Consider the following 19,168-nt stretch of genomic DNA (forward strand, 5'->3'; position numbering starts at 1 on the left):
GGGACGACTAACAGGCTGGGGGCGGCGGCCTCCTCGGCCGCCGCCCCCTGCCTGTCGCCCCCGGGTGATCGGGGATCAGGCGAGACTGTCGTCGATGAACGCGAACAGCTCCTCATCCGAGGCCGATTCGAGGCTCTCGACATCCACCAGCTCACCGGATTCGGTCACCCCGGAGTCGGCCAGCGGCTGCGACTCGCTCCACCGGGTGGCGAGCGCCTGCAGGCGCATCCGGATCCGGGCGTGGGTGACACCGTCCGGGGTGGTCGCGGCGAGCGCGGCCTCCAGGCGGTCGAGCTCCCCCATCACTGCGGCGGCGGCCGCCGCACCGTCCGGGAACAGCTCGTTGCGAAGGTGCGCGGCGAGCAGCACGGAGGTCGGCTGGTCGTAGACCAGCGAGGCGGGCAGCGTCAGACCGGTGAGTTCGGCGAGGCGGTTGCGCAGCTGCACCGCCGTCAGCGAATCCAGGCCCAGGTCCCGGAACGCCTGGCCCGGGTCGACCTCCTCCGGTCCCGGATAGCCCAGCACCACGGCCGCCTCTGCCCTGACCAGGGCGACGAGCACGCTTTCGCGCTCGGTCCCGGAGAGCCCGGCCAGCCGCTCCGGCAGCGGGGCCTCGGCGGGGAGCCCGGCGGCGTCGGCAGCGTCGCCCGGCTCGTCCTCGGCGGCAGGACGCGCCCGCTCCGCGCGCTGCCGCTGGACCCATTCGGACAGCGCTGGCAGGGCGAAGCCGAGTGGCAGGTCGCCATCGATGCCCAGGGTCGCGGTCAGTGCGTCGAGGTCCTCGCGCTCCACCATGTCCCAGAACTCGGCGTCGACGAGGGCCAGTCGGGATGCCGGGCCGTCGGCCTCGGCCGCCTCCGGCCAGTAGCGGTGGCGCTGGAAGGCGTAGGTGGGCAGGTCGATCCGGCGCGCACCGGTCCCGGCGAAGAAGGCCGGCCAGTCCACCGGCACACCGCGCACATGCGCCTGTGCCAGTGCCGTCGTCACCGTCAGCGCCTCCGACCGCCCCGGCCGCAGCACCGGGACGAAGACCGCCCCGTCCACACAGTGCTCGCCCAGCCCGCACAGCACCCCGTCCGGCCCCAACTCCACGAACGTACGGACACCTTCACGCTCCAGCGTGCGCACCGCGTCGTCGAAACGCACCGCCGCGCGGACGTGTCGCACCCAGTACTCCGCTGACCGCAGCTCCTCGGCGGAGGCCACCTCGCCGGTCAGCGTCGACACCACCGGAATCCGCGGGGCCTCGAACACCAGACCCTCCGCCACCGTGCGGAACTCCGCCAGCATCGGCTCCATCAGCGGGGAGTGGAACGCATGGCTCACCGCCAGCCGCTTGGTCCTGCGCCCCTGCGCCGCCCACTCCTCCGCGACCTCCAGCACCGCCTGCTCGGCACCGGAGATCACCACGGAGTGCGGACCGTTGACCGCCGCGATGCCCACCTCGGACTCACGACCGGCCAGCAGCGCCAGCACCTCGCCCTCACCGGCCTCGACCGCCACCATCGCACCGCCGGCGGGAAGTTGCTGCATCAGCCGGCCGCGCGCCGCCACCAGCACGGCAGCATCCGCGAGTGAGAGGACTCCGGCCACGTGCGCGGCGGCCAGCTCGCCGATCGAGTGCCCCGCCAGAAAATCCGGCCGCAGACCCCACGACTCGACCAGGCGGAACAGCGCCACCTCGACCGCGAACAGCGCGGGCTGGGTGTAGCCGGTCCGGTCGAGCAGCTCGCTGTCGTCCGCGAACACCACCTCGCGCAGCGGGCTCTCCAGGTGCCCGTCCAGCTCGGCACAGACCGTGTCGAAGGCCCCGGCGAACACCGGGTACGTCCGGTACAGCTCGACGCCCATGCCCAGCCGCTGACTGCCCTGGCCCGAGAACAGGAAGGCGCTCTTGCCCTCGACCGCCTTGCCGCCCACGAGCTGCGCGTCACCGGCCCCCGAGGCCAGCGCCTCCAGGCCACGGAGCAGGTCGGCGCGGTCACCGGCCACCACCACCGCGCGGTGGTCCAGGGCCGCGCGGCTGGTGGCCAGCGAGTACGCGACGTCGGACGGCCGCAGGCCCGGCTCGGCCTCCAGCCGGTCGCGGAGCCGCGCCGCCTGGGCGCGCAGCGCGGCCCCGTTCCGGCCGGACAGCGGCCACGGCAGAACGGCCGGGGCGGGACGGTCGGCCGCCGGATCGGCGACGTCCTCGACGGGCGCCTGCTCCAGGACCGCATGGGCGTTGGTGCCGCTGATCCCGAAGGAGGAGACGGCGGCCCGGCGCGGACGGCCGGTCTCCGGCCACGGGCGCGCCTCGGCGAGCAACTCCACGGCACCGGCGGACCAGTCCACGTGCGGCGACGGCTCGTCGACGTGCAGGGTCTGCGGCAGCACGCCGTGCTGCATCGCCAGCACCATCTTGATCACGCCCGCGACGCCGGCGGCCGCCTGGGTGTGGCCCAGGTTGGACTTCACCGAGCCCAGCCACACCGGGCCGTCCTCCGGGCGGCGCCGGCCGTAGGTGGCCAGCAGCGCCTGCGCCTCGATCGGGTCACCCAGCGTGGTGCCCGTGCCGTGGCCCTCCACCGCGTCCACCTGGTCCGCCGTCAGACCGGCGTTGGCCAGGGCCTGGCGGATCACCCGCTGCTGCGCCGGACCGTTCGGCGCGGTCAGACCGTTGGAGGCGCCGTCCTGGTTCACCGCGCTCCCCTGGACCAGCGCGAGCACCCGGTGCCCGTTGCGGCGGGCGTCGGAGAGCCGCTCGACCAGCAGCAGCCCGACGCCCTCGGCCATGTTGGTGCCGTCGGCGGCCCCGGCGAACGACTTGCAGCGGCCGTCGGCGGCCAGCCCGCGCTGGCGACTGAACTCGATGAGCGTGCCGGGGTTGGGCATCACCGTGACGCCGCCGGCGACGGCCAGCGTGCACTCCCCGGTCCGCAGCGCCTGCACCGCCAGGTGCAGGGCGACCAGCGAGGCCGAGCAGGCGGTGTCGACCGTGACGGCCGGGCCCTCCAGGCCGTAGGTGTAGGAGAGCCGGCCGGACATCACGCTGGCGGTGTTGCCGGTGCCGAGGTGGCCCTCGAAGCTCTCGGCCGACCGCATCAGGACCGGCACGTAGTCCTGGCCGTTGGTGCCGACGAACACGCCGGTCCGGCTGCCGCGCAGCGCCAGCGGGTCGATGCCGGCCCGCTCGAAGGCCTCCCAGGACGTCTCCAGCAGCAGCCGCTGCTGCGGATCCATGGCCAGCGCCTCGCGCGGCGAGATGCCGAACAGTGCGGCGTCGAACCGGTCCGCGTCGTGCAGGAAGCCGCCCTCGCGGGTGTAGGCCGTGCCCTGGGCGTCCGGGTCCGGGTCGTACAGGCCGTCGACGTCCCAGCCGCGGTCGGCCGGGAAGCCGGAGATCGCGTCACCGCCGGAGAGCAGCAACTGCCACAGGTCCTCAGGGGAGTTCACACCGCCGGGGAAGCGGCAGCCCATCCCGACGATCGCGATCGGCTCACGGGCCTTGTCCTCCAGGTCGCGCAGTCGGCCGTGGGCCTCGTCGAGGTCCTTCAGGACGCGCTTGAGGTATTCGCGGAGCTTGTCTTCATTGGCCATCGGAACGGTGCCCATTCGAGTCGTCGGAGTGGAGGCCGAGGGGGTTGCGCAGGAGTGTGTCCGCCACGCTCAGCCCCTGCCGAACTTCTTGTCGATGTAGTCGAAGATCTCGTCGTCGGAGGCGTCGTCGATCTCCGCCGCGCCGGTGCCTCCGGTGTCGCCCCGGACCTCGTTCCAGGTGGCCAGCAGGGACTGCAGACGGACCGCGATCCGCGCGTGCGCGGCGTCGTCCGGCGCGACGACGGAGAGGTCGTCGGCGGCGATCGAGGACAGCACGGACTCCAGGCGGCCGAGCTCTTCGAGGAGTTGCGGCTCCGCACCGGTGCCGCCGGGGGCGACCTCGGCCCGCAGGTGCGCCGCCAGCAGGGCCGGCGTCGGATAGTCGAACACCAGGGTGGCCGGCAGGCGAAGCCCCGTCGCGGTGTTGAGGCGGTTGCGCAGTTCGACGGCGGTGAGCGAGTCGAAGCCCAGCTCGCGGAACGCCTGCCCGCCGGCGACCAGGTCCACCGAGGTGTAGCCGAGGACCGCGACCACATGGCTGCGGACCAGCTCCAGCAGTACGCGCTCCTGCTCCGCCGCCGAGAGGTCGGCCAACTGCTGGGCCAGGGTCGGCGTTCCGGCCCCGTCCGGGACGGCGGCGGCCGCAGCGGCACGCCGCACCGGGACGCGGACCAGGCCGTGGAACAGCGTCGGCAGCGTGCCCGGGGTGGCCGCGAGTGCGCGCAGCGCCTTGGGGTCCAGGTGCATGGGCACCAGGACCGGCTCGTCCGGCACCGTCAGCGCAGTGTCGAACAGCGCCAGGCCCTGCTCCGCAGTCATCGGGAGGACACCGCCGCGCGCCGACCTGGCGAGGTCGACCTCGCTCAACCGCCCTGCCATGCCCCGGCGTTCGGCCCACAGACCCCAGACCAGGGAGACCCCGCTCAGACCACGCGCCCGGCGGTGGCGGGCGAGCGCGTCCAGGAACACGTTCGCCGCACCGTAGTTGCCCAGCCCCGCGCCGCCGAGGGTGCCGGCGGCGGCCGAGAACAGGACGAAGGCCGACAGGTCCAGCTGCTCGGTGAGCTCGTGCAGGTTGACCGCCGCGTCCACCTTGGGGCGCAGCACCCGGTCCATGCGCTCGGGGGTGAGCGCGCCCACCACGCCGTCGTCCAGGACGGCGGCCGTGTGGACCACCGCCGTCAGCGGATGCGCGGCGGGGATCCCGGCCAGCAGCGCGGCCAGCGCCTCGCGGTCGGCCGCGTCGCAGGCGGCGATGACCGGCTCGGCTCCCAGCGCCCGCAACTCGGCGAGGAGTTCCTCCGCGCCTTCTGCGGCCGGACCGCGACGGCTGGTCAGCAGCAGGTGCCTGACGCCGTGTCCGGTCACCAGGTGACGGGCCAGCAGCGCCCCGAGGCCGCCGGTGGCCCCGGTGATCAGGACGGTGCCCTCCGGGTCCAGCGGCCGCACCTCGAACCCGTCGGCCGGATCCGTGACGGGGGCGGTCCGGGCGACCCTGGCCAGCCTGGGGACCAGGGCGGTGCCGGCGCGGAGCGCGAACTCGCTCTCGCCGGAGGCGACTGCGCCCATCAGCCCCGGCACCAGCCGGCGGGAGGCCTCGTCGTCGTCCAGATCCACCAGGACGAACCTGTCGTGGTTCTCGGTCTGGGCAGCCCGGACCAGGCCCCACACGGGTGCGTGGACCGGATCGGCCGGCGTCCCGGCGCCGGCGTCGGTCGACACGGCGCCCTCGGTCACCAGGAGCAGCCGGGAGGAGCCGAGCCGGTCGTCGGCGAGCCAGTCCTGCAACAGGGCGAGGGTGCGGTGCGTCGCCGCGTACACGGCGGGCACCAGGCCCGCCGGGACGCCCGCCGGGGTGCCCGCCACGGCGTCCTCCGTGGTCGGCTCGGCCGCCGTGCAGGCCACGACCACGGTGTCCGGCGCAGGCTGTCCGTCCGCGACCGCCGTCGAGAGCGAGAGCACGTCGGCGTACGACTCGACACGGACGCCTGCGGCTTCCAGCGCCGGGCCGACCTTGAAGTCGTCGGCCCCGAGCACCGCCCAGCGGCCCCCGGTCGACGCCCCCTGCGGGACGGCGAACGGCGTCCAGTCGACGCGGAACAGCGCGTCGTGGTGACCGGCCGCGTCCGCCCCGCCGAACTGTTCGGCGGAGACCGCGCGCAGGACCAGCGAGTCCACCGAGGCGACCAGCGCGCCCGTACCGTCGGTTGCCGTCAGGGAGACCGCGTCCGCTCCGACCGGGGTCAGCCGGACCCGCAGCGCGGACGCCGAGGCGGCGTGCAGGGTGAACCCGTTCCAGGCGAACGGCCTGCGGCTGCGGGGCTCGCCGTCGGTGTCGGTGGTGCCGTTGGTGTCGGTGCTGGCCGTGCTGTCGGTGTCAACGGTGCTGTCGGTGCCGGGCCTGCTGTCGGCGGGCTCCGGCTGCGAGGTCACGAGGGCCAGGGACTGCAGGGCCGCGTCGAGGAGTGCCGGGTGCAGGCCGTACGAGCCCGACTCGCCCTGGAGTTCCTCCGGCAGACCCACCTCGGCGTAGATCTCGTCGCCGTGCTGCCACGCCTTGCGCAGCCCCTGGAAGGCGGGCCCGTACAGCAGTCCGGCCTGCGCCAGCCGCTCGTAGTAGCCCTCGACCGGCAGCTCGACGGCGTCGGCCGGCGGCCAGTTGCCCAGGGCCGGCGACGTCGCGGACGTGTCGGCGACACCGGCGGCCAGGGTGCCGCCGGCGTGACGCGTCCAGGGCTCGGACCCCGTGGTGTCCTCCGGCCTCGCGTACAGGTTCAGCGAGCGACGGCCCGAACCGTCGGGGCCGCCCACCACGAGCTGCAGTTGGAGGCTTCCCTCCTCGGGCAGGACCAGCGGGACCTCGAGGGCGAGTTCCTCGACCACACCGCAGCCGACCTGGTCGCCGGCCCGGACGGCCAGCTCGATGAACGCCGTGCCCGGCAGCAGAACGGTGTTCCCCACCGCGTGATCGGCCAGCCAGGGGTGGGTGCGCAGCGAGATCCGGCCGGTGAACAGGAACCCGTCGGAGTCGGGCAGTTCGACGGCCGCACCCAGCAGCGGGTGCTCGGCGGACGCCAGACCGGCCGAGGCCACGTCCGCCGTCCCGGTGGTGACCGGCTCGACCCAGTACCGCTGCCGCTGGAAGGCGTAGGTCGGCAGGTCGACCCGGCGCGCGCCGTGCTCGGTGAAGAACGGCTGCCAGTCGACGGCCACTCCGCGCACCTGGGCCTCGGCGAGCGAGGTGAACAGCCGCTCCGCACCGCCCTCGTGGCGGCGCAGTGTGCCGAACGCCACCGCGTCCCGGCCGGCCGTCTCGATGGTTTCCTGGACCGCCATCACGAGGACGGGGTGTGCGCTGACCTCGACGAAGGTGCCGACACCGTGGCTGCGCAGCAACTCGTCCGTGGCGTCGGCGAACTCCACGGTGGTACGGAGGTTGGTGTACCAGTACTCCGCGTCCATGCCCGAACCGTCGACCAGTTCACCGGTCACCGTGGACAGCAGCGGCACCCGGCCGGCCTGTGGGGCCACGTCCTTCAGGACATCGAGGAGTTCGGCGTGGATCGACTCCACCTGCGCGGAGTGCGAGGCGTAGTCCACCGGCACCCGACGGGCCCGGACACCGTCCGCCTCGCAGGAAGCCAGCAGCTCCTCCAGCGCGGCCGGCTCACCCGAAACCACTACCGACGACGGCCCGTTGACCGCAGCGACCGAGATCCGTTCCTCGCCCCAGGCCGCGAGCCGCTCGCGTACGGCCTCCACCGGCAGCGCGAGGGACACCATCCCGCCACGCCCCGCCAGACCGGCGGCGATCGCCTTGCTGCGCAGGGCCACCACCCGCGCACCGTCCTCCAGCGACAACGCACCCGCGACCACCGCAGCCGCGATCTCACCCTGCGAATGGCCCACCACGACCGACGGCTCAACGCCCGCCGAACGCCAGACCTCCGCCAGCGACACCATCACCGCCCACAGCACCGGCTGAACGACGTCCACCCGATCCAGCCACGCCTCACCCGCCGTGCCCCGCACGACGTCCAGCAGCGACCAGTCCGTGAACGGCGCCAACGCAGCCGCACACTCCCCCAACCGCTCCGCGAACACCGCAGAGCACTCCAACAACTCCACCGCCATCGCAGCCCACTGCGAGCCCTGCCCCGGGAAGACGAACGCCACCTTCCCCGCAGACCCCGCAACACCCTCGACCACCTCAGCGGCAACACCACCCGCAGCCAGCGCCTCCAGGCCACGGACAGCAGCCTCACGGTCACCCGCGACCACCACCGCCCGGTGCTCGAACCCGGCCCGCGACGCCACCAGCGAGTACCCGACATCCGCCAGCGACAGCTCCGGCCACTCCGCCAGATGCGCGCTCAGCCGTGCCGCCTGACCCCGCAGGGCCGACTCGGTGCGGCCCGACAGCAGGAGCGGGACGGCCGAGCCGTCGGTCCCCGAGGTGGCGACGGCCGCCAGGGCCGGGGGTGCCTGCTCCAGGATGGTGTGGGCGTTGGTACCGCTCATGCCGAAGGACGACACCGCCGCCCGGCGCGGACGGCCGGTCTCCGCCCAGGGCCGAGCTTCGGCGAGCAGCTCCACGGCACCGGCGGACCAGTCCACGTGCGGCGACGGCTCGTCGATGTGCAGGCTCTGCGGCAGCACACCGTGCTGCATCGCCAGCACCATCTTGATCACGCCCGCAACGCCGGCGGCCGCCTGGGTGTGGCCGATGTTGGACTTCACCGAGCCGAGCCAGAGCGGCCGGTCCTCGGCGCGGTCCTGGCCGTAGGTGGCGAGCAGCGCCTGCGCCTCGATCGGGTCGCCCAGCCGGGTGCCCGTGCCGTGCGCCTCGACGGCGTCGACCTCGTCGGCCGACAGACCCGCGTTCGCCAGCGCCTGCCGGATCACCCGCTGCTGCGCCGGACCGTTCGGCGCGGTCAGACCGTTCGACGCACCGTCCTGGTTGATCGCCGAACCCCGGACCACGGCCAGCACCTGGTGGCCGTTGCGCTCGGCGTCCGACAACCGCTCGACCAGCAGCATGCCGACACCCTCGCCCCAGCCCGTGCCGTCCGCGTCCGCCGCGAACGCCCGGCAGCGGCCGTCCGCCGCGAGGCCGCGCTGGCGGCTGAAGGAGACGAACGCACCCGGCGAGGACATCACCGTCACACCGCCGGCCAGAGCCATCGTGCACTCGCCCTGCCGCAGGGCCTGCACGGCCATGTGCAGCGCGACCAGTGAGGAGGAGCAGGCCGTGTCCACCGACACCGCCGGGCCCTCCAGGCCGAAGGTGTACGACAGTCGGCCCGAGACCACGCTGGCCGCGTTGCCCGTACCGAGGAAGCCGCCGAGCTCCTCGGAGGCGTCCATGGCCAACTGGAGGTAGTCCTGGCCGTTGGTGCCGACGAACACCCCGGTCCGGCTGCCGCGCAGCGCGGTGGGGTCGATGCCGGCTCGCTCGAACGCCTCCCAGGACGTCTCCAGCAGCAGCCGCTGCTGCGGGTCCATCGCCAGGGCCTCACGCGGCGAGATCCCGAAGAAGGTCGGGTCGAACTCCGCGACGTCGTAGAGGAATCCGCCCTCGCGGGTGTACGCCGTGTTCGCCTGCTCGGCATCGGTGCTGTACAGCGCCTCCAGGTCCCAGCCACGGTCGGTCGGGAACCCGGAGATCGCATCCGTCCCCGTCGCCAGCAGCTGCCACAGGTCCTCCGGGGTACGCACACCACCGGGGAAGCGGCAGCTCATCGCCACGATCGCGACCGGCTCGTCGTCGACCACGCGGCCGACCACCGGCAGCGCCGTTTCGACCGTCCCGCCGAGCAGTTCGGACCGCAGGTAGACGGCCAGTGCGCGCACCGACGGGTAGTCGAAGACCACCGTGGCCGGCAGCGCGAGCCCGGTCGCCGAGCCCAGCAGGTTGCGGAACTCGACGGCGGTCAGCGAGTCGAACCCGAGCTCCCGGAACGCCCTGCCGACCTCGATGCCCTCCGGGCTCGCGTAGCCGAGGACGGTCGCCACGTGGGCCCGCACCAAGTCGAGCAGAGCGGCCTCGCGCTCGGCCTCGGAGAGATTCACGAGGCGCTGTGCCAGCGCGGCCGGGCCGCCGGTCGTCGACTCGCCGACCGCCTCGTCGATCGCCTTCCTGGCCTCCGGCAGCTCGTCGAACAGGCGGCTGGGCCGCGTTGCGACGAAGGAGGGCGCGAAGCGCTCCCAGACGAAGTCGGCAGCGGTCACGTTCGCGTCGTCCACGGCCAGGGCCCGCCCGAGGAAGGCGAGTCCCAACTCCGGGTCCATGGCGGGCAGACCGCCCCGGCCCAGGCGCTCGGCCAGCGTGTCGTCCGTGGCCATCCCGCTCTCCGCCCAGGGCCCCCAGGCGATCGACGTCGCGACCAGACCGTCCGCCCGGCGCTGCTCGGCGAGAGCGTCCAGGAAGGCGTTCGCGGCGGCGTAGTTGCCCTGACCGGCACTGCCGATCGTGCCGGAGACGGAGGAGAACAGCACGAACGCCGACAGCTCGTGGTGGGCGGTGAGTTCGTGCAGGTTGAGCGCCGCATCCACCTTCGGACGAGCCACAGCGGCGAAGCGCTCGGCCGTCAGGCCGTCCACCACACCGTCGTCCAGGACACCGGCCGTGTGGAACACCGCCGACAGCTCGACCGAGTCGAGCAGACCGGCCAGTGCCTCACGGTCCGCCGCATCGCACGCGGCCACCGTGACGGCAGCACCCAACCCGACCAGCTCGTCCCGCAGTTCGGCCGCGCCCGGCGCGTCCGGGCCACGACGGCTGGTCAGCAGCAGGTGCTCGGCACCGTTGCGGGCCAGCCAGCGCGCGACCTGTCCGCCCAGCGCACCCGTGCCACCGGTGACCAGCACCGTGCCGCTGGGCCGCCAGGCCGGGGCGGACGCCTCCGGCCTCGCGGCGCGCACCAGACGGCGGGCGAAGACGCCCGAGGCGCGGACGGCGACCTGGTCCTCACCGGCGGTGGCGGCGAGGACGGCGGCCAGGCGGGCGAGCACACGCTCGTCCACGGTCTCCGGCAGGTCGACCAGACCGCCCCAGCGCTCCGGGTGCTCCAGGGCCACCACCCGTCCGAATCCCCAGAGTTGGGACTGTGCCGGGTCGGCGAGACGCTCCGACCTGCCGGTCGAGACCGCGCCGCGCGTCACGCACCACAGCGGGGCGGCGACACCGGCGTCGCCCAGTGCCTGGACCAGGGCCGACGTGTCCGCCGTCCGCGCACCGTCGTGCAGAGCCAGCAGCGACAGCACACCGGACACCGTCTCCGGGGCCGCCGCCTCGCCCAGTCGGACGGCCAGTGCTGCACGGTCCGCGCCGGCCACGTCGATCTCGACCGGACGGACGTCCACACCGCGATCGGCCAGCAGCTGTGTCACGCCCGCCACGACCGCGTCTGCGCCCTGCCCGGCCGGGACGGCCAGCAGCCACACACCCGACAGCGCACCCGACGTCGGGTCGGCGATCGGCTTCCAGCCGACCTGGTAGCGCCAGCCGTCCACGGTGGAGTGCTCACGGCTCTGCCTGCGCCACGCCGACAGGGCGGGAAGCAGCGCACCCAGCTCGTCGCCGCCCTCGACCTGGAGCGTCGTGGCCAGGCTCGCCAGGTCCTCGCGCTCCACGGCCTCCCAGAAGCGGGCGTCCACCTCGTCGGCCGCCGCCGCCCCAGGGGCCGGGGCCGCCGACTCCAGCCAGAACCAGTCGCGCTGGAAGGCGTAGGTGGGCAGGTCGATGCGCCGTGCGCCGCGACCGGCGAAGACCGCCTGCCAGTCGACGGCCGCACCGCACACGTGGGCCTGGGCGAGGGCCGTGGTCAGTGTCCGCACCTCGGGGCGGCCCGCGCGCAGCACCGGGGCGAAGACGCCCTCCTGCGACGCGCCTTCCTGGCCCATCGCGGAGAGGACACCGTCCGGGCCAAGCTCCACGAAGGTACGGACGCCCTCAGCCTCGAGAGCCTTCACGGCATCGTGGAAGCGGACGGCTTCGCGGACGTGGCGCACCCAGTACTCGGGGGTGACCAGCTCGTCGGTGACCGTACCGGTGAGCGCTGAGACGATCGGGATCCTCGGCTCGTTGAAGGTCAGCCCCTCGGCGAGGGTGCGGAACTCCGCCAGCATCGGCTCCATCAGCGGCGAGTGGAACGCGTGGCTGACCGTCAGCCGCTTGGTCTTGCGGCCCTCGGCGGCGAGCTTCTCCGCAACCTCCAGAACAGCCGCTTCGACGCCCGAGATCACCACTGAGGAAGGGCCGTTGATCGCGGCGATACCGACCTCGGCGGTCAGCAGCGGCAGGACCTCGTCCTCGGACGCCTGCACCGCCACCATCGCACCGCCGGCGGGAAGCGCCTGCATCAACCGGCCACGAGCCGTCACCAGCACGGCAGCATCCGCCAGGGAGAGAACCCCCGCGACGTGTGCGGCGGCCAGCTCGCCGATCGAGTGGCCGGCCAGGAAGTCCGGCCGCAGACCCCACGATTCGGCGAGGCGGAACAGCGCCACCTCGACCGCGAACAGGGCAGGCTGGGTGTAGGCCGTCTGATCCAGCAGCTCACTGTCGTCCGCGAACACCACCTCGCGCAGCGTACGGTCGAGATGCTGATCGAGCTCGGCACAGACCTCGTCCAGGGCAGCAGCGAACACCGGAAGCGCCTCGTACAACTCGGCGCCCATGCCGATGCGCTGGCTTCCCTGCCCCGTGAACAGCAGGGCAAGCCTGCCTCCGGTGGCGGAGCCGCGCACGACCCCGGGCACCGCGTCACCGGCTGCCAGTGCCCGCAACGTAAGGGTGAGTTCCTCGCGGTCCTCGGCCACCAGCAGTGCGCGGCGGTCCAGGGCGGCACGAGTGGTGGCCAACGAGTAGGCTATGTCGGCGAGTTCGGCGTCCGGGTGGGCTTCGACGAAGGTCAGCAGACGTCCGGCCTGGGCACGGAGTGCGTCATCGCTCTTCGCGGACATCAGCCACGGCAGCACGGCGGAACGTACGGGCTCGGCGGGCGCTGCCGGTTCGGCAGCGGCTTCGGGAGCCTGCTCGATGATGGTGTGGACGTTGGTACCGCTGATTCCGAAGGAGGAGACGGCGGCACGGCGCGGACGGCCGGTCTCGGGCCACGGCCGCGACTCGGTCAGCAGCTCGACCGCGCCGGCGGACCAGTCCACGTTGGGCGAGGGCTCGTCCACGTGCAGGGTCTGCGGCAGGACGCCGTGCCGCATGGCGAGCACCATCTTGATGATGCCGGCGACGCCGGCGGCGGCCTGGGTGTGGCCGATGTTGGACTTCAGCGAACCCAGCCACAGCGGCGCGGACTCGTCACGGTCCCGGCCGTAGGTGGCCAGCAGGGCCTGGGCCTCGATCGGGTCGCCGAGGGTGGTGCCGGTGCCGTGCGCCTCGACGGCGTCGACCTCGTCGGCCGACAGACCCGCGTTCGCCAGCGCCTGCCGGATCACCCGCTGCTGGGAGGGGCCGTTGGGGGCGGTGAGACCGTTCGACGCACCGTCCTGGTTGACGGCGGAGCCCCGCACCACGGCCAGCACCGGGTGCCCGTTGCGCTCGGCGTCGGAGAGCCGCTCGACGAGCAGCATGCCGACGCCCTCGCCCCAGCCGGTACCGTCCGCCGCAGCCGCGAACGACTTGCAGCGACCGTCCGCCGACAGGCCGCGCTGGCGGCTGAAGTCGACGAAGGTCTCCGGGGTGCCCATCACGGTCACCCCGCCGGCCAGGGCCATCGTGCACTCGCCGTTGCGCAGCGCCTGGATCGCCCAGTGCAGGGCGACCAGGGAGGAGGAGCAGGCGGTGTCGACGGTGACCGCCGGGCCTTCGAGGCCGAGCGTGTAGGCGACGCGGCCGGAGGCGATGCTGCCGGAGTTGCCCGTGCCGAGGTAGCCCTCGACGCCGTCGGGCAGTTCACCGACACCCGTCGCGTAGTCGTGGTACATCACACCGGCGAACACGCCGGTCCGGCTGCCGCGCACGGTCGCCGGGTCGATGCCTGCCCGCTCGAACGCCTCCCAGGAGGTCTCCAGCAGCAGACGCTGCTGCGGGTCCATCGCAATCGCCTCGCGCGGCGAGATCCCGAAGAACGCCGGGTCGAACAGGCCCGCGTCGTGCAGGAAACCGCCCTCACGGGCGTACGAGGTGCCCTGATGGTCCGGGTCCGGGTGGTAGAGGTTCTCGACATCCCAGCCACGGCCCGCCGGGAAACCGGAGATCGCATCCTGGGCCTGGGACACCAGCCGCCACAGGTCCTCGGGCGACTCCACACCGCCCGGGTAGCGGCAGCTCATACCGACGATCGCGATCGGCTCGTCGTCCAGTACCGCGACCGAAACGGCCGCCGTGCTCTCGGGCTCCTCGCCCACCAGCTCCGACCGCAGGAACCCGGCCAGCGCGGCCGGCGTCGGGTAGTCGAACACCAGCGTGGCCGGGAGTCGGAGACCGGTGGTGGCGTTGAGCTCGTTGCGCAGCTCGACGGCCGTCAGCGAGTCGAAACCGAGCTCCTTGAACGCCCGGCCCGCCTCCACGGCAGTGGCGTCCGGGTAGCCCAGCACCGAGGCCACCCGGGTCCGGACCAGGTCGAGCACCGCCTGCTCCCGCTCGGCCGCAGGCAGCGCGAGCAGGCGAGCGGCCAGCTCCGAGCCGCCGGCCGAACCGGCCCGTGCCACCCTGCGCGCCGGGGCCCGGACCAGTCCGCGCAGCAGCGGCAGGACCTCGCGACCCGGGTCCGTCCGAAGGGCGGCCAGGTCGAGCCGCATCGGGACCAGGGTCGCGTCGGCGGCGGCAGACGCGGCGTCGAACAGGGAGAGCCCTTCGGCAGCCGAGAGCCCTTGGACGCCCGAGCGGGCCATCCGGTCGACATCGCTGCCGCCCAGCCCTGCCGCCATCCCGGCACCGTCGGCCCACAGGCCCCAGGCCAGGGAGGTCGCGGGCAGACCGGTGGCGCGGCGCCGGGTGGCCAGGGCGTCCAGGAAGACGTTCGCCGCAGCATAGTTGCCCTGACCGGGGCCGCCGAAGGTCCCGGCGGCGGAGGAGAAGAGCACGAACGCGGAGAGGTCGTGATCCTTCGTCAGCTCGTGCAGGTTCCAGGCCGCGTCCACCTTCGGACGCAGCACGGCGTCCAGGCGCTCGGGGGTGAGCGAGGAGACCACGCCGTCGTCCAGCACACCGGCCGTGTGCACGACCGCCGTCAGGCGGTACCCGGACAGCACGCCCGCCAGCTCCGCACGGTCGGCGACATCGCACGCCGCCCAGGCAACCTCGGCCCCCGACTCGACCAGCTCGGCCGCCAGTTCGGCCGCACCCGGCGCCTCCGCACCACGACGCGAAACCAGCAGCAGACTGCGCACCCCGTGCTCGGCCACCAGATGACGCGCGACCAGACCACCCAGCATCCCGGACGCACCGGTCACCAGCACCGTGCCCCCGCCGTCGAACACCGGCGCGGCGTCGGACACCTCGACTCGCGCCAGGCGAGGAACCGTGACCACGCCCTCGCGGATCGCGAACTCCGGCTCGCCGGAGGCAAGAGCGCCCGCCAGAAGCTCACCGGACACGCCCCGGTCGTCGAGGTCCAGCAGCACGAACCGGTCGGGGTTCTCCGCCTGCGCGGAACGCACCAGGCCCCACACCGGGGCATGGACGACGTCTGTGACACCGGCGGCCGCGCCTCGGGTCACCAGGACCAGGCGCGAGGTGGCGAACCGCTCGTCCGCCAGCCACTCCTGCAGCACGGCCAGCACATCGTGCAGCCGTGACCGCACGGTCGACGGAACGTCGGCAGCATCGACGGGCTCGGTGGAGCCGATGGGCTCCAGTGCGAGGAAGACCTCGTCCGGAACGGACTCGCGCCCGTCGACCACAGCCCCCAGGGCGGTCAGGTCGGCGAAGCACTCGACCCCGGTACCGGTCGGGTCGATGCCGCCCAGGGCGGCCCAGCGGCCGGTAGGTGCGGCCGAGACCGGCAGTGCGGTCCACTCCACCCGGAACAGCGACTCCACGAAGCCGCCGCGCGCACCGCGCACCTGCTCCTCGGAGACCTCGCGCAGAACGACCGAGTCGACCGAGGCGACCGCCTGACCGGTCTCGTCGGCGAGTTCCAGCGAGACCGCGTCCGTACCGGTGCGCGAGAGGCGAGCCCGCAGGACAGCGGCGCCCGAGGCGTAGAGGGTCACGCCGTTCCACGAGAACGGGAGCCGACCGCGCCCGGTGTCGTCCAGCAGGTCGACCGTGCCCAGCGCGTGCAGCGCCGAGTCCAGCAGCGCGGGGTGCAGGCCGAAGGAGGCGGCGGAGTTCCGTGCGTCCTCCGGCAGCGCCACCTCGACGAACACGTCCTCGCCCTTGCGCCAGGCGGCGCGCAGGCCCTGGAACACCGGGCCGTACCCGAACCCGGCAGCCGCCAGCCGCTCGTACAGGTCATCGACCGCGACCGTCACCGCACCGGCCGGAGGCCACTCCCCCAGCTCGAACGACGCCCCGGCACCAACACCGGGCATCAGCACGCCGGTGGCATGCCGCGTCCACGGCTCATCCGCAAGCACGTCCTCGGCCCGCGAATGCAGACTCAGACCACGCCGCCCGCTCTCATCGGCCGCACCCAGCACCAGCCGCAGCTGAACACCACCACGCTCCGGCAGGACGAGCGGCGCCTCCAGCGTCAGCTCCTCCAGCACCGCACAACCGACCTGGTCACCGGCCCGGATCGCCAACTCGACGAACGCCGTACCCGGCAGCAGCACACTGCCCATCACCGCGTGATCAGCCAGCCACGGATGCGACTGCACCGACAGCCGGCCCGTGAACACCACCCCGTCCGAGTCCGGCAGCTCCACGCTCGCACCCAGCAACGGATGCCCCGCCGCACCGAGCCCGATCGACGCGACATCACCGACCGGGTTGCCACTTTCGAGCCAGTAGCGCTGCCGCTGGAAGGCGTACGTCGGCAGGTCCACCCGGCGGGCGCCCTGACCGGCGAAGACCGCCTGCCAGTCGACGGCCACGCCACGCACATACACCTGGGCGAGCGCGGCGGTCACCGTCTGCACCTCGGAACGGCCGGAGCGCAGCGCCGGAGCGAAGAGCGCCGCCTCGGTCACGCACTCCTGGCCCATCGCGGACAGGACACCGTCCGGGCCCAACTCCATGAACGTGCGAACGCCCTCAGCCTCAAGGGTCTGCACGGCGTCGTGGAAGCGGACCGCCTCACGGACGTGCCGCACCCAGTACTCGGGGGTGACCAGCTCTTCGGTGACCGTGCCGGTGAGGGTGGAGACGATCGGGATCCGGGGCTCGTGGAAGGTCAGCCCCTCGGCGAGGGTGCGGAACTCCGCCAGCATCGGCTCCATCAACGGCGAGTGGAACGCATGGCTCACCGTCAGCTGCTTCGTCTTCCGATCTTCGGCAGCCAGCCGCTCCGCAACCGCCAGAACAGCAGCCTCGGTGCCGGAAATGACCACCGACGAAGGCCCGTTGACCGCCGCTATACCCACCTCGGCGGTCAGCAGCGGCAGGACCTCCTCCTCGGACGCCTGCACCGCCACCATCGCACCACCGGCGGGCAGTTGCTGCATCAGCCGGCCGCGAGCCGCCACCAGCACGGCAGCATCCGCCAGGGAGAGAACCCCCGCGACGTGCGCGGCCGCCAGCTCACCGATCGAGTGACCCGCCAGGAAGTCCGGCCGCACACCCCACGACTCCACCAGGCGGAACAGCGCCACCTCGACCGCGAACAGCGCAGGCTGCGTGTAGGCCGTCTGGCCGAGCAGACCGGCCTCGTCCGCGAACATCACCTCACGCAGAGGACGCTCCAAGTGCCCGTCCAGCTCGGCGCACACCGCGTCAAGAGCAGCAGCGAACACCGGGAACGCCGCGTACAGCTCGGCGCCCATCCCGACCCGCTGACTGCCCTGCCCGGTGAACAGGAACGCCGTACGGCCCTCCACCACCGAACCCTGCACGAGATTCCCAGCCGACTCACCCTCGGCCAGCGCACCCAGCCCCCGCAGGAGCTCCTCACGCCCACCCGCAACAACCACCGCGCGGTGCTCCAGCCCCGCCCGACCCGTCGCCAACGAGTACGCCACATCGACCAGTTCGGCATCACCAGCGGACAGCAGGCGCTCGGCCTGCGCCCGCAGCGCCACCTCACCCTTCGCCGACAGCACCACCGGCACCACCGATGGCACCACCGGCGACACGTGCGCCTCGACGGCACCCGCAGCCTCGACAACCGGCGCCTGCTCCAGGATCGTGTGCGCGTTCGTCCCACTGACGCCGAACGCCGAGACGCCGGCCCGGCGCGGCTCGCCGGTCTCCGGCCACTCCGTCGCCTCCGTCAGCAGCGTGACCGCGCCCGCAGACCAGTCCACGTGTGGCGAGGGCTCGTCCACGTGCAGGGTTCGCGGCAGGATGCCGTGCCGCATCGCCATCACCATCTTGATGACGCCGCCGACGCCCGCCGCCGCCTGCGTGTGGCCGATGTTGGACTTCAGCGAGCCCAGCAGCAGCGGACGGTCCTCGGAGTGTTCCTGCCCGTAGGTCGCCAGCAGCGCCTGCGCCTCGATCGGGTCACCCAGCGTCGTGCCCGTACCGTGCGCCTCCACCGCATCGATCTGACCTGCCGTCAGCCCTGCGTTCTCCAGGGCCTGGCGGATCACCCGCTGCTGCGAGGGGCCGTTCGGCGCGGTGAGACCGTTGGACGCACCGTCCTGGTTGACCGCCGAGCCGCGCACGACCGCCAGCACCGGGTGACCGTTGCGCCGCGCGTCCGAGAGCCGCTCGACGAGCAGCATGCCGACGCCCTCGGACCAGCCAGTGCCGTCCGCCGAAGCGGCGAACGCCTTGCACCGGCCGTCCGGGGCCAGGCCGTGCTGCCGGCTGAACTCCACGAACACGTCCGGCGTGGCGAGGACCGTCACGCCGCCGGCCAGTGCCAGCGAGCACTCGCCGTTGCGCAGTGCCTGCACCGCCAGGTGGAGCGAGACCAGCGAGGAGGAGCAGGCGGTGTCCACCGTCACCGCCGGGCCCTCGAACCCGAACGTGTAGGAGAGCCGGCCGGAGACCACGGCTGTGGCGTTGCCGGTGAGCATGTAGCCCTCGACACCGTCCGGCAGTTCGTCCGCGACCCCGCTGTAACCCGACGCGGAGGCGCCGACGAAGACCCCGACCGCCTTGCCGCGCAACGAGGTCGAGTCGATGCCCGCCCGCTCGAACGCCTCCCAGGACGTCTCCAGCAGCAGCCGCTGCTGCGGGTCCATGGCGAGCGCCTCGCGCGGGCTGATCTCGAAGAACGCCGGGTCGAACTCGGCGGCGTCGTGCAGGAATCCACCACCGCGGGCATAGAAGGTGCCCTGGCGGTCGGGGTCCGCGTCGTAGAGGTCGGAGAGCTTCCAGCCACGGTCGGTGGGGAACTCGGAGATGGCGTCGCCGGAGTCGGCAGCCAGCTGCCACAGGGCCTCCGGCGACTCCACGCCCCCCGGGAACCGGCAGCTCATCGCCACGATGGCGATCGGCTCCCTGGAAGCCGTGATCAGCTGCTGGTTCTGCCGGCGCAGGCGCTCGGTCTCCTTGATGGAGGCCCGCAGCGCT

1 protein-coding gene and 1 pseudogene are annotated in these 19,168 nt (G+C 73.2%); both read right to left on the reverse strand.

Going from position 1 to position 19,168, the window contains the following annotated elements; genetic code table 11:
* Positions 1-75 precede the first annotated feature (75 nt).
* A pseudogene (locus ACFC1R_RS19180) lies at positions 76-3,552 on the reverse strand (type I polyketide synthase); the annotation flags it as partial.
* A 96-nt stretch (positions 3,553-3,648) separates the two neighbouring features.
* Complete coding sequence (locus tag ACFC1R_RS19185) at positions 3,649-19,164, reverse strand: type I polyketide synthase (protein ID WP_375940052.1); 15,516 nt, start codon at positions 19,162-19,164, stop codon at positions 3,649-3,651.
* Between the last annotated feature and the right edge of the window lie 4 nt (positions 19,165-19,168).

It is taken from the genome of Kitasatospora sp. NPDC056138 (assembly GCF_042264695.1).
In the GTDB taxonomy this organism is placed as follows: Bacteria; Actinomycetota; Actinomycetes; order Streptomycetales; family Streptomycetaceae; genus Kitasatospora.